This is a genomic window from Streptomyces sp. NPDC020958, assembly GCF_055562175.1.
This window is the reverse complement of the sequence record NZ_JBVHFU010000020.1, coordinates 1-13,047: the sequence shown is the minus strand read 5'-3', so window position 1 is coordinate 13,047 and position 13,047 is coordinate 1. Positions and strand designations below refer to the sequence as shown.

Here is a 13,047-nt window from a genome sequence, read left to right as displayed (position 1 = left end):
GCACTAGGTTGCGAACAACGCAACTTGTAAGATCTTTGTTCACATCGCGTTACTTGGAACGTGTTGTTTACTGCGCGTATAGTTTCGCCATGAGCAACTACAGTCCGGATACCGAATCGAACGGCTCATCTTCTGGGGGCGTGCAGTCCGTGGACCGCGCCATCAGCGTCCTGGAGATCCTGGCTCAGCGCGGTGAGGCGGGTGTGAGCGAGGTGGCGGCCGAGATCGATGTTCACAAGTCGACCGCGTTCCGCCTGCTCGGCGCCCTGGAGGCGCGCGGCCTGGTGGAGCAGGCGGGCGAGCGCGGCAAGTACGCGCTCGGCTTCGGCATCGTACGCCTGGCGGGGGCCGTCACGGGCCGTATCGACGTCACCCAGCAGGGCCGGCAGGTGTGTGAGCGGCTGGCCGAGGAGATCGGCGAGACGGTCAACCTCGCGGTGATGCAGGAGCACTACGCGATCAACCTGTACCAGGTGCGGGGTACGGCCGCGGTCAGCGCGCACAACTGGGTCGGCCAGCTCACCCCGCTGCACGCCACCTCCAGCGGCAAGATCATGCTGGCCCACCTGCCCGCCAAGGAGCGGGCCGCGCTGGTCTCGGAGGCCGGGCTGAAGAAGGTGACCCCGCACACCATCTCCTCGAAGGTGAAGCTGGAGAAGAACCTCGCCGAGGCCCGGGAGCGCGGTTACGCCTGGACGCTGGAGGAGCTGGAGATCGGGCTGCACGCGATGGCCGCGCCGATCCGGGACCGTGAGGGCCGGGTCATCGCGTCCATCAGCGCATCCGGGCCGTCCTACCGGTTCACCGAGGAGCGGATGCACGAGCTGGCCCCGGTGCTGGTCAAGGGTGCGGAGGAGATCAGTTACCGCATGGGGTACCTGGGCTGAGCGCCCGCAGGACGACCGCCGCAGGGCCCGCGTTCAGCTCCTCGCGCGGGCCGCGGGCGTCACCGCGGCGCCGTGCCGAGCCGCTCGTGCACCCAGTCGTGGAACGCGCCGATGTGGTGCTCGCTGGGGACCAGCACACCTCCCTTGGCGTACAGCCGTGAGCCCATGCCGGGCTGGGTCCGTTCGCAGGCGTCGAAGTCCTGGCGGTTGACCCGGTCGAAGAGCTCCACCGACCGGCTGACGTCCTTGCCGCTCGCCACGACGTGCGGGAGATAGAGCCAGTCGCACTCCACGACCGTCCGGTCGACGGCGACCGGGTACATCCGGTGGAAGATCACGTGGTCGGGCACGAGGTTGATGAACACCTGCGGTTTGACGGTGATCGCGTAGTAGCGCCGGTCCTGGTCCTCGGAGACGCCGGGGATGCGGTCGAGTCCCTCGGAGCCGTCCACGGTGAACCCCTGGATGTCCGTGCCGAACTCGGCGCCGTGGCCGACGTAGTACTGCGCCGCGTAGCCGTCGGCGAACTCGGGCAGCACCTCGGTGAGTTCGGGGTGGATGGTGGCGCAGTGGTAGCACTCCATGAAGTTCTCGATGATGAGCTTCCAGTTGGCCCGCACGTCGTAGACGATCCGCCGGCCCACCGACAGGTTGTCGATGTCGTAGCGCTCGATCGACGCGACGTCGCCGAGGCGCTCGACGACGGCCCCGATCACGTCCTCCTCGAAGGCGGGCGGATCCTCCGCGAGGCACACCCACACATAGCCGAGCCATTCCCGCACCGCCACCGGGACCAGGCCGTACTCGGTGCGGCCGACGTCGGGCATCTTGGTGAGGTTGGGAGCCGCTACCAGCTTGCCGTCCAGGTCGTAGGTCCAGGCGTGGTACGGGCACTGGAAGGCGCGCCTGACCTCGCCGGACTCCTCGGTGCAGACGCGGGCCCCGCGGTGCCGGCAGACGTTGAACCAGGCGCGGACCGAGCGGTCCCTGGACCGGGTGACGAGGATGGACTCGCGGCCCACGTCGACGGTGCGGAAGGCGCCGGGCTTCGGCAGGTCCGCGGCGCGGGCGACGCAGAACCACATCCTCTCGAAGATGCGCTCCTGCTCCTGGGCGAAGATCCCGGGATCCGTGTAGGCGGAACCGGGGAGGGTGGCGATCAGGCTGTCCGGCAGGCTGGTCGAGGTCACGGTGAACTCCTCGGAGAACGTCGCGGATCGATGGGGTGGCGCGGTCGCCGGGTCAGGACGCGGCGGTGCCGAACTGCTTGCGGGCGCGGGTGAAGAGCCGCGGCTGGTTCATGCCGAGCACGGCGACCGGACGGCCCGCCCGCCGGTAGACGGCGAGGAAACTGCGGTCGTCGGTGGAGCCCTCCTCGACCGTCACGCTGTCGGCTCCGGCGGCGTGCCCGACGAACTGGATCTTCACGCCGTACTGGTCGGACCAGAAGTACGGGGGCCTGGGCGTCCCCGGATCGGTCGCGCCGTGGGCGAGCAGCGCGGCGACGGCCGCGGCCGGCCGTTCGAGTGCGCCGGTCCAGTGCTCGACCCTGCGGTGGCCGCCGGTACCCGGGTCGTACCAGTTGGCGCAGTCACCGACCGCGACCACCCCGGCCAGGCTGGTGCGCCCGTCGGCGCCGCACTTCACGCCGTTGTCGAGCGTGACGCCGGAGCCTTCGAGCCAGTCGACACAGGGGCGTGCGCCGACTCCGACGACGACGGTGTCGGCGGGCACGCTGCGCCCGTCCTCCAGCAGGACGGACTCCACCCGGTGCTCGCCGCCGAGCCCTTTGACGCCCACCCCGCACAGCAGCCGCACGCCGTGGTCCGCGTGCAGGGCGGAGACGACCGCGCCCATGACCGGTCCGAGCGGTCCGGCCAGCGGGGTCGGCGCAGCCTCGACCACGGTGACGTCAAGGCCGAGGGCGTACGCGGTGGAGGCGACCTCGGCGCCGACGAAGCCGCCGCCGATCACCACGAGACGGCCGCCCCGGGCGAGGTCGGCGCGCAGCGCGCGGGCGTCGTCGAGGGTACGCAGCGCATGGACCCCGGCGAGGCCGTCGGTGCCCGGCAGGGTGCGGGCACTCGCGCCGGTCGCGACGACCACGCCGTCGGCGCGGACCTCCCGGCCGTCGGCGAGCCCGATCGTCCGGGTGCTGCGGTCCAGGCCGGTGGCGCGGGTCCCGAGCAGCCACTCGGCGCCCAGGTCCTCGTCGTCCCGCTCCAGCGCCAGGTCCGCCTCGCCGACGGTGCCGGCCAGGAACTCCTTGGACAACGGCGGCCGGTCGTAAGGACGGTGGGGTTCGTCGCCGATCACGACCAGCCGGCCGTCGTACCCCCGCTGCCGCAGCGAGCGCGCGGCCGACAGTCCGGCCAGCGAGGCGCCGACCACGGCCACGGTCCTCACGCGGCTCCTCCGGCCAGGCGGGCGCTGACGCAGGGCGGCAGGTTGGGCGCGTCGGTGGACAGCCGGACGTGGATCATTCCGTCCTCCACCACGATCTCGTGGGTGCGGACGGGGAGTCTGGCCGGGGGCGCGTCGACGGCACCGGTGCGCAGGTCGAACGTCGAGGCGTGCAGGGGGCATTCCACCTCGCAGCCCTCCAGCCAGCCGTCGGCGAGCGAGGCGTCCTGGTGGGTGCAGGTGTCGTCGATGGCGAAGAGTTCGCCGTCGTCGGTGTGGAAGACCGACACGGGCGGGTCGATGTCGAGCCGGTGGGCCTCGCCTCGCGGCAGATCCTCGAGACGGCACGCGGGAATCATCATGACACCTCGGTGCGTATAGCGAAACGGATTGCGATGAGCGCAACGCCAGTGTGGGGGCGGCTCCGAAGCGTTGTCAAGGAGTTCACGCGCCGGTCCCCGCGGGCCGCCGGCACGTTGCCCAGGGCTCGCCGAAGCACCCGGAATACCCATCTGAGCTGGGCAGACGATGGCGCCTTCGGAGACGGCGACGGCCCCGCCCGATGCCGCCCGAGGGGGCCGTCACCGAGGCAGGACCGTGCTGTGCCGTGCTGTGGGGTGCTGTGTTGTGGCGGGAGCGGTCAGCCGCCGCCGTCCGTCACAGGAGAACCACCGAGCGCAGGACGTCCCCGTGGTGCATGCGCTCGAAGGCCTTCTCCACCTCGTTCAGGGCGATGGTCTCGGTGACGAAGGCGTCCAGGTCGAGACGGCCCTGGAGGTACAGGTCGATGAGCATGGGGAAGTCACGGGAGGGCAGGCAGTCGCCGTACCAGGACGACTTCAGCGCCCCGCCCCGGCCGAAGACGTCCAGCAGGGGCAGTTCCAGCTTCATCTCCGGGGTGGGCACACCGACGAGCACCACGGTTCCGGCCAGGTCGCGGGCGTAGAAGGCCTGCTGGTAGGTCTCCGGCCGGCCCACCGCCTCGATCACGACGTCCGCACCGAAGCCGCCGGTCAGTTCGCGCACCGCCGCGACCGCGTCGGCCTCCTTGGAGTTGACCGTGTGGGTCGCGCCGAGTCCCCGCGCCGTCTCCAGCTTGCGGTCGTCGACATCCACCGCGATCACCCTCGCCGCGCCGGCCAGGTGCGAGCCGAGCACCGCCGCCGCGCCCACGCCACCGCAGCCGATCACCGCGACGCTGTCCCCGCGTCCGACGCCGCCGGTGTTGAGGGCGGCGCCGATGCCCGCCATCACCCCGCAGCCCAGCAGGCCGGCGACGGCCGGGGAGGCGGCGCGGTCGACCTTGGTGCACTGTCCGGCCGCCACCAGGGTCTTCTCGGCGAAGGCTCCGATCCCGAGGGCGGGCGCCAGCTCGGTGCCGTCGGCGAGCGTCATCTTCTGCTTCGCGTTGTGGGTGTCGAAGCAGTACCACGGCCGCCCGCGCAGACAGGCCCGACACTGGCCGCACACGGCACGCCAGTTGAGGATGACGAAGTCACCGGGCGCGACGTCGGTGACGCCGTCGCCGACCGCCTCCACGACCCCCGCGGCCTCGTGTCCCAGCAGGAAGGGGAAGTCGTCGCCGATCCCGCCCTCGCGGTAGTGCAGGTCGGTATGACAGACGCCGCACGCCTCGACCCTGACCAGCGCCTCCCCCGGACCCGGATCGGGCACGACGATGGCCTCCAGGCTGACAGGGGCGCCCTTGCCCCGCGCGACGACACCACGGACCTGCTGGGACATGGCCACTCCTCGGCTCACTGAGCTGGCGAGACGCCACCGGAACACGTGTTGCCTATCACGGCACGCATCTCGCGGTTCGCAACACAGCATCGCGGAGCCCGGGGCGCCGGTCAAGAATCCGTCGCGGCACCCGGATCCGAGAACGACTGCCGCCGGGTCACCGGGCCGGCCATGGCGGCCGTGCCGGTGACCCGGCGGCAGTCGTGCCGGGCTCAGCCGAGCGGGTCAGTCCTCGTCCGGGGCGCGGACCACCACCAGGAACGCGTCCGTCTTCAGGTCCATCACCACCGTCGCCGGTTCACCCTCGGCCCGGCGCTTCGCCGCGTACTCCTCGGCCGGCCACGAACCCCGGGGAGACCCCGCGGGAAATCGCTCCAAAACCATCGCACCCATGACGGCCCGTCACCTCCTGAGTCGCTGTCCGCCGTACCGTTCGGCTGCCCCGCATCAACGCGGACATGCCCGAAACGCCGGACACCGTTCACCGAAGCGCGGGCGCACCCGCCGGAGCGGGCCACCGGCCTCACACAGCCACCAGAGCTACACATAAGGAAGAAATAAGAGCAGAATACTCCTAGGCGGCGCATACCGCGCGCACCGGGCGCGGTTCGGCCTGCAAGTCAAAGGAGACGAGTCATGGCCAACGTCTCGCACGGCAGAAGTGACATGACCAGCCACCCCGATGTCTTCGAAATGCGGGAACGCTACGCCCGCATGCTCGGCGGCCGTGATGTGGCGCTCGTGGACGGACCGGTGTTCCTGCTCGGTCTGTACTGCGCGGCGTCCCCGTGGATCGTCCACTACGCGGCCAGTCAACCCGCGCTCATGACCCACAACCTGATCATGGGCATAGCGATAGGCCTGCTGGCCCTCGGCTTCACCCGGGCCCCGGAACGCATGTACGGCCTCAGCTGGGCCATGTGCGCCATGGGCATCTGGATGATCATCGCGCCCTGGATCGTCGGCAGCGGCCCGGACGCGGGCGTCATCATCAACAACATCGTCATCGGCGGGCTCGCCCTCTGCCTCGGACTGCTGTGCGCCATGACGACGGCCAGGCGAGCGCCCATGACCTAGGCACACCGAGCGCCTCCTGAAGGGAGGACACGGGGCCGGCCCGGCGCTTCGGACCGGCCCCGTCACCGGCCTAGAAGGCTCGTGACGTACCCCGGACGTCCGCCCGGTCCGGCGCCGCGAAGGAGATCCACACGTCCGGCGGCAGCTCCGGGCGCCCCGGCACCGGGCGGGTCTCCTCCGTCCAGGCGTCGCCCGCGGCCGTGGCCGCGACCCGGCGCCAGAAGGCGACCGCGCCGGGGTTCTCGTACTGGAACGCGATCTCCCAGCGGCCCGGGTGCCGGGCGAGGACCTCGCGGACGGCACGCGACCCGACACCCGAGCGGCGCACGCCGCGCGCCACGAAGAAGCTGTTGAGCACCCGCAGGGGCGCGTCGGTTCCCCGGACGAACGCGAAGCCGACGGGGTGGCCGCCCAGGACGAACAGATAGGGCGCCCAGCCGGGCGCGGCGAAGGCGTCCTCGACGCGCTCGCTGCGGAAGGTGCCGTCGGGACTGGGCAGGATCCCGCGGAACTCGGACAGGTCGTGGCGGAACATCAGCCACAGCCGCTCGACGACGGGGCGGTCCTCCGTGCGGGCCTCGCGGACGACGAGGTCCGCCCTCTCGGTGTTCTCGGTGTCAGACATGAAAAAAGCCTCACCCGGCGGGAGTTGCTACCGCAGGGCGAGGCTGACGTCGTACGACGGAGACTACACCACGGCCGGTTCCCCGGGTGCCAGGTACTCCTCGCTCACCTCCCGCGGGCCGAACGGCCACACCTTCTCGAAGCGCGCCCACAGCACGAACGCCACACAGCCGAGGGCGAGCCAGGCCAGGGACCACTCGATGGGGTGGCGGCCCGGGGAGTTCTTGTCGGCGTAGCCGTAGATCACGCACCAGCCGGCGAAGGCGACGATGCTGGGCACGGGGTAGAGCCACATGCGGTACGGCCGCTTCAGGGCCGGCTGCCTGCGGCGCAACACCGTGAGCGCCACGATCTGCGCCAGCGCCTGGACGATCACCATCACCGTGGTGAGCAGCTGGATCAGCGTGGCGAGGTCGGTGTGGCGGCCGATCAGGAAGCCGATGGCGGTGATCACGCCCATGGTCGCGAGGCCCAGGGTCGGGAAGCGGTGCCGGGGGTGCAGCTTCTCGTAGGGCCGGAAGAAGACGCGGTCGCGGGCCGCGTCGTAGGGCACCCGGGAGCCGCCGAGCAGACCGGTGAAGACCGAGGCGAAGGCCGTGACCAGGATCAGCACGGTCACGGTGTCGGCGGCCCCCTTGCCCCAGGTCTTCTCCAGGACCGCCGAGGCCACGGAGGTCGACGCGATGTCCGCCGGGTGCGTCATGCGGTGCCAGTCGATGACGCCGAGGGTGCCGATCTGGAGCAGCAGGTAGATCGCCATGATGCCGAGGATCGAGAAGAGGATGGAGCGCGGCAGGATCCGGCCGGGGTCCTTGATCTCGGCGCCCATGTAGGCGGTGGTGTTGTAGCCGAGGTAGTCGTAGATGCCGATGGTCAGGCCCGCGGCGAAGCCGAGCCAGAAGTGGTCGCTCGTCAGGTCGAAGGCGCGCGCCGGGTAGGTGAAGGCCAGGTGCGGGCTGAAGTCGGAGGCCGCGGCGACGATCACCAGCAGCACCGAGGCGATCATCACCGTCCACATCACGGCCGTGATCCGGGCGATGTGCTCGATGCCCCGCCAGAGCAGGAGCACCACCAGGGCGATGACACCGAGCCCGACCAGGTCGCCGGAGGTCTGGCCCAGGCCGGGGGCGAGGTACCCCAGGTACTGGACGAAGCCGACCACGCCGGTGGACATGATCAGCGGGATGAAGAGCATCGCCGTCCACACGAACAGGAACGGCACGAGGCGTCCGGTGCGGTACTGGAAGGCCTGGCGCAGATAGACGTAGCTGCCGCCGGAGCCGGGCATCGCGGCGCCCAGCTCGGCCCAGACCAGGCCGTCGCAGAGCGCGAGCAGCGCGCCCGCGACGAAGCCGATCACGGCCTGCGGGCCGCCGAACGCGGTGACCATGAGCGGGATGGTCACGAACGGGCCGATGCCGCACATCTGGCTCATGTTGATGGCGGTGGCCTGGAAGAGACCCACGCGGCGCACGAAGCCGCCTTCGGGTGGTGCGCTGCGGAGGTCGTCGGGAGTGGCGGGACGGCCGGGACTACCGGACATGGCGGGGCTCCTGAGGCGAGGAGGAGGGAACGTCGGCCGAGGAGGCGGGATGGCCGATAAAGTTAAGGAGCCTTACTAGATGCGTCAAGTATGCGCCGGGAATCGGTGAGAATGATGCGATGGCCGCCCGTGACGTCGTAGAGCAGCAGGACCAGCCCTGGAGCCGGCAGCGACTGCGCAGCACCAACGAGCGGCTGCTGCTGGCCCGGCTGCGCGCGCTGGGGTCCGCCTCCCGCGCCCAACTCGCCCGTGAGACCGGCCTGTCGAAGCCGACCGTGTCCAGTGCCCTGGCCGCGCTCGCGGCGGCGGGCCTGGTCCGCGAGGTCGGCACCCGCGCCCCGGAGCGGGGCCGCACCGCCGTGCTGTACGCGCCCGACCCGGCGGCGGGGCACGTCCTCGGCGTCGACGTGGGCCGGGGCTGGCTGCGGGTGGCGGTCGCCGACCTCGACGGCACCCTGGCCGCCCGCTCGGACGTGCGCAACCGGGCCCGCGGCTCGGCCGCCATGGCCGACCTGCTGGTCACCACGGCACGGCGGGCCGTGGCCGACTCGGGGGTCGACCCGGCCGAGGTGGTGCACGGGGTGGTGGGCACGCCGGGCGTGTACGACGAGCGGCAGCGGCGGGTGCGGTACGCGATGCATCTGCCCGGGTGGGGCCGCGCCGGGCTGTTCGACCGGATGCGCGAGGAGCTGGGCGTCCCGCTGGAGGTGCACAACGACGCCAACCTGGCGGCGCTCGGCGAGTACACGTACGGCGTCGGGGCGGGCAGCCGGCTGTTCGCGTACATCATGATCGGCACCGGCCTGGGCATGGGGGTGGTCAGTGAGGGACGGCTGTTCACCGGGGCGCACGGGCTCGCCGGGGAGATAGGGTTCCTGCCCTGGCCCGGGCAGCCCGAGCCGGAGCGGCTGGAGGACGCGGTGTCGGGGGAGGCCGTGGTCGGCGCGGCGCGGCGGTTCGGGATGAGCGGGCAGCTCACCGCGAAGTCCGTGTTCGACGCGGCACGGCAGGGCGACCCGGCCGCGGTGCGGGCGGTACGGCTCGAAGGCGAGCGGATCGCGCACACGGTGGCGGCGGCCGCGGCCGTGCTCGATCCCGACCTGGTGGTGCTGGGCGGCGGCGTCGGGCACAGCGTCGACCTGCTGCTGCGTCCCGTGCGCGAGCATCTGCGCGCGCTCACCCCGCTGCGCCCGAAGCTCGTGCCCGGCCGACTCGGCGAGGACGCGGTGCTGCTCGGGGCCGTGGCCACCGCGCTGGGCACCGCCCGTGACCTGGTCTTCGAGCGCCGGTCGGCGGCGTCCTGAATCCGACGGCGGCAACGCGCGCGACGGCGCCGATGATTGACACCCCCTCCTCGGGACCCTAGCTTGAGCCGAGTTAGTAAAGTTTCCTAACTTTACGAGCCTGGAGACCGCCGTGTTCCCTCGCCCCGCCCCCGGACGCCGCCTCGCCACCGCCGCCGTGGCCCTGGGCCTGCTCTGCTCACTCAACACGAGCGCGTGGGCGGGCGCCAGGAACCCGGCCGGTGCCACCGCCCACTCCCCCACGTACGGCCACCCGCGGACCACTCGGGTGCCGTCCGCCGCCGGATCCGAGACCCCGCTGTCCGGCTACGCGATCCGGTCGACGGCCGAGGTGGGCGACTCCGCGGCGGCGGTCTCCTCCCCCGGCTACCCGACGACGGGCTGGTACCCGGCGGGCCCGCGCTCCACGGTCCTGGCCGCGCTGCTCGCCGACGGCGTCTACGACGACCCGTTCGTCTCCACCCGTCTCCAGAAGATCCCCAAGACGCCCTTCCAGGTCCCCTGGTGGTTCCGCAGCGACTTCACGGTGACGGACCCCTCGCACCGCACCTATCTGGACTTCAGCGGGGTGATCTCGGCGGCCGACGTGTACGTCAACGGCCACCGGGTCGCCACGACCGACGAGGTCACCGGTGCCTACACCCGCCACGAACTGGACGTCACCTCCCTGGTGACGGCGGGCACGAACACGGTCGCCTTCCGCGTCCAGCCCAACGACCCGAACAAGAACCTCACCATGGGCTGGCTCGACTGGCTCCAGCCGCCGCCCGACCAGAACATGGGCATCGTCCGTGACGTGCTGGTCCGGCGCGGCGGTCCGGTCGCCCTGCGCGACGCCCACGTGGTGACGAAACTGGCGGTGCCGTCCCTCGCGACGGCCGACCTGACGGTGAAGGCGCAGGCTCGCAACGACTCCGACGCACCGGTCACCGCCGAGGTCTCCGGCACGGTCGCCGGTGTGGCCCTCTCCAGGTCGGTCACGCTCGCCGCGCACGAGACCAGGACCGTCACCTTCACCCCGGCGGACACCCCGGAACTGCACCTGGCCTCCCCCAAGGTGTGGTGGCCCGCGGGAATGGGCGGCCAGCCGCTGTACGACCTCGCTCTCACCGCCTCCGTCGCCGGCACGGTCTCGGACACCACACACGAGACCTTCGGCATCCGGGACGTGCGGGCCCCGCTGAACTCCGACGGCGCCCGCCAGTACTCGATCAACGGCCGCCGGCTGCTGATCAAGGGCGGCGGCTGGTCACCGGACGAGTTCCTGCGCTGGGACGACACCTACACCGAGGACCGCCTCAGGTACGCCCTCGACCTGGGCCTCAACGCCATCCGGCTGGAAGGCCACATCGAGCCCGACGAGTTCTTCGACCTCGCCGACCGCCTCGGCGTCCTCACCCTGCCCGGCTGGGAGTGCTGCGACAAGTGGGAGGGGCAGACCAACCCCGGCGAGAGCGGCGAGAAGTGGACCGCCGCCGACTACTCGGTCGCCCAGGCCTCGATGGCCGCCGAGGCCGCCCGGCTGCTCGACCACCCGAGCGTGATCTCCTTCCTGATCGGCAGCGACGCCGCGCCCGACGCGAAGACCGAGAAGAACTATCTGGACGCCCTGGGCGGCGCCGACTGGCCCGTCCCGGTGGTCCCCGCCGCCTCCGACAAATCCGCACCGCAGCTGGGCAGTTCGGGCATGAAGATGACCGGCCCCTACGACTGGGTCCCGCCGTCCTACTGGTACGCCAAGCGGGAGGGCGGCGCCGCCGGCTTCAACTCCGAGACCAGCGCCGGCCCGGACATCCCGACCCTGGACACCCTGCGCCGCATGATGACCCCGGCCGAACTCGACACCCTCTGGAAGAATCCGGACGCCAAGCAGTACCACCGCTCGCCGTCCTCGACCTTCGGCACCCTGAAGGTCTACGACACGGCCCTCACCGGCCGTTACGGCGCTCCGAAGAGCCTCGCCGACTACGTGCGCAAGGCCCAGCTCGCCCAGTACGAGAACGTCCGCGCCCAGTACGAGGCCTACGAGCGCAACCAGACCGACGCCTCCAAGCCGTCGACCGGTGTGATCTACTGGATGTTCAACAGCGGCTGGACGTCCCTGCACTGGCAGCTGATGGACCGTTACCTCGACCAGGGCGGCGCCTACTTCGGCGCGAAGAAGGCCAACGAACCCCTGCACGTGCAGTACTCCTACGACGACCGCTCGGTGGTCGTGGTGAACAACCGGCACGCGTCGGCGTCGGGCCTCACCGCACGGGCGACCCTGTTCGATCCGGACGGCACCCAGAAGTACGACCGGACCGTCACCGGTGTCACGGTCCAGGGCGACGGCGCGCACAGCACCGCGCTCACCCTGCCGGAGTCGGTGAGCGGACTGTCCTCCACCTATCTGGCGCGGCTGGTCCTCACGGACGCCGGCGGCAAGGAGGTCAGCCGCAACGTCTACTGGCTCTCCACCAAGGCCGACACCCTCGACTGGGCGAAGACCGACTGGTGGCACACGCCGACGACGAGCCACGCCGACCTGACCGGGCTGTCCTCGATGACCCAGGTGCCGGTGACGGCGACGGCGTCGACGACCGAGGCGGACGGCACGTCCACCACCACGGTCACCATCCGCGACGCGGGCACGGGAAGCACCCCGTCCCTGCTGACGGACGTCCATCTGGTCGACGCGAACGGCAGGCCCGTGCTGCCGGTCCGGTGGTCGGACAACGAGGTCACCCTGTGGCCGGGCGAGTCGGCGACCCTGACGGCCACCTACCGGACCGCCGATCTGCACGGCTCGGCCCCCCAGGTGCGGGTCTCCGGCTGGAACGCGGTGGAGCGGACGGTTCCGGCGGGCGCGCCGGAACCGTCCGCCGCGCTCAGCTCACGTTGAGCGCGGTGTCGTCGATGACGAAGGACGTCTGGAGGGTCGAGCCCTCGACACCGGTGAACTTGATGGTGGCCGTGGTGCCGGCCAGGGAGGAGACGTCGAAGCTCTTGAGGACGTATCCGGAGGCCGCGTCGAGGTTGGAGTACGTGGCCAGGGTGGTCGATCCGGCCGTGACCGTCAGTTTGTCGTAGGCCGTGCTCGTGGTGGTCTCCGCGGTGTCCACGTGCAGATAGAAGCTGAGCGTCGCGGAGCAGCCGGACGGAATGGTCACCGACTGGGACAGCGTGTCGGTGTGGGCGGAACCGTAGCCGTCGAGCCAGGCCTTGTAGGAGCCGGTCCGGGCCGCCTCACTGCTGGAGTTGGTGATGACCCCGCTGCCGGCGGTCCAGGTGGTGTTGCCGGACTCGAAGCCAGGGTTGCCGAGGAGCTGGGCGGAGGTGCAGGTGCCACCACCACCGCCGCCGCCTCCGCCACCACCGCCGCTGCCGCCGCTCGCGCCGGCCAGCCAGGCGGTGGCGTTCAGGGCGAGCGCCGCGTTGGTGGCGCCGGAGTCGTTCCAGCCGTCGTACAGCTTGTTGCCGGACT

The 13,047-nt window shown here is 71.2% G+C and carries 11 protein-coding genes and 1 pseudogene; 4 read left to right on the top strand and 8 right to left on the bottom strand.

Features of this window, described 5'->3' with window-relative positions:
- Positions 1–89: 89 nt before the first annotated feature.
- Positions 90–887 carry an IclR family transcriptional regulator gene (locus tag ACZ3KP_RS36310; RefSeq protein WP_467504894.1) on the top strand — a complete coding sequence of 266 codons (798 nt, stop codon included), beginning with the start codon at positions 90–92 and terminating at the stop codon, positions 885–887.
- Positions 888–946: 59 nt separating this feature from the next.
- On the opposite strand, the gene ACZ3KP_RS36305 is transcribed toward ACZ3KP_RS36310, so the two are convergent.
- From ACZ3KP_RS36305 to ACZ3KP_RS36285, 5 genes are all read right to left on the bottom strand, one after another.
- Positions 947–2,077 (bottom strand): aromatic ring-hydroxylating oxygenase subunit alpha, encoded by a 1,131-nt coding sequence (locus tag ACZ3KP_RS36305; protein WP_467504892.1) that lies wholly within the window; start codon positions 2,075–2,077, stop codon positions 947–949.
- A 52-nt stretch (positions 2,078–2,129) separates the two neighbouring features.
- Positions 2,130–3,293, bottom strand: a complete 1,164-nt coding sequence (locus tag ACZ3KP_RS36300; RefSeq protein WP_467504891.1) for an NAD(P)/FAD-dependent oxidoreductase — start codon at positions 3,291–3,293, stop codon at positions 2,130–2,132.
- The gene (locus ACZ3KP_RS36295) at positions 3,290–3,652 is read right to left on the bottom strand and encodes a bifunctional 3-phenylpropionate/cinnamic acid dioxygenase ferredoxin subunit (RefSeq protein WP_467504890.1); all 363 of its coding nucleotides are present in this window, start codon (positions 3,650–3,652) and stop codon (positions 3,290–3,292) included. The genes ACZ3KP_RS36300 and ACZ3KP_RS36295 overlap by 4 nt, the downstream gene beginning before the upstream one ends.
- A 295-nt stretch (positions 3,653–3,947) precedes the next feature.
- Entirely contained in the window at positions 3,948–5,033 is a 1,086-nt protein-coding gene (locus tag ACZ3KP_RS36290; RefSeq protein WP_467504888.1) for an S-(hydroxymethyl)mycothiol dehydrogenase, read from the bottom strand.
- Positions 5,034–5,258: 225 nt separating this feature from the next.
- Positions 5,259–5,426, bottom strand: a complete 168-nt coding sequence (locus ACZ3KP_RS36285) for a hypothetical protein (RefSeq protein ID WP_358982135.1) — start codon at positions 5,424–5,426, stop codon at positions 5,259–5,261.
- A gap of 243 nt (positions 5,427–5,669) precedes the next feature.
- Here ACZ3KP_RS36285 and ACZ3KP_RS36280 point away from each other — a divergent pair, with 243 nt between their 5' ends.
- The gene (locus tag ACZ3KP_RS36280; RefSeq protein ID WP_467504886.1) at positions 5,670–6,110 is read left to right on the top strand and encodes an SPW repeat protein; all 441 of its coding nucleotides are present in this window, start codon (positions 5,670–5,672) and stop codon (positions 6,108–6,110) included.
- Positions 6,111–6,180: 70 nt separating this feature from the next.
- Here the strand turns inward: ACZ3KP_RS36280 and ACZ3KP_RS36275 are convergent, their stop codons facing one another.
- On the bottom strand, positions 6,181–6,735 hold the full coding sequence (locus tag ACZ3KP_RS36275) for a GNAT family N-acetyltransferase (RefSeq protein WP_467504884.1): 555 nt from the start codon (positions 6,733–6,735) through the stop codon (positions 6,181–6,183).
- A 63-nt stretch (positions 6,736–6,798) separates the two neighbouring features.
- Positions 6,799–8,277 (bottom strand): APC family permease, encoded by a 1,479-nt coding sequence (locus tag ACZ3KP_RS36270; protein ID WP_467504882.1) that lies wholly within the window; start codon positions 8,275–8,277, stop codon positions 6,799–6,801.
- Between the two features lie 119 nt (positions 8,278–8,396).
- On the opposite strand from ACZ3KP_RS36270, the gene ACZ3KP_RS36265 reads away from it, so the two are divergent.
- Together ACZ3KP_RS36265 and ACZ3KP_RS36260 are read left to right on the top strand one after the other, a co-directional pair.
- The gene (locus ACZ3KP_RS36265) at positions 8,397–9,581 is read left to right on the top strand and encodes an ROK family protein (RefSeq protein ID WP_467504880.1); all 1,185 of its coding nucleotides are present in this window, start codon (positions 8,397–8,399) and stop codon (positions 9,579–9,581) included.
- Between the two features lie 112 nt (positions 9,582–9,693).
- The gene (locus ACZ3KP_RS36260; RefSeq protein ID WP_467504878.1) at positions 9,694–12,465 is read left to right on the top strand and encodes a glycoside hydrolase family 2 protein; all 2,772 of its coding nucleotides are present in this window, start codon (positions 9,694–9,696) and stop codon (positions 12,463–12,465) included.
- On the opposite strand, the pseudogene ACZ3KP_RS36255 reads toward ACZ3KP_RS36260, so the two are convergent.
- Positions 12,452–13,047: pseudogene (locus ACZ3KP_RS36255) on the bottom strand (hydrolase); the annotation flags it as partial. The gene ACZ3KP_RS36260 and the pseudogene ACZ3KP_RS36255 sit on opposite strands and share 14 nt — an antisense overlap.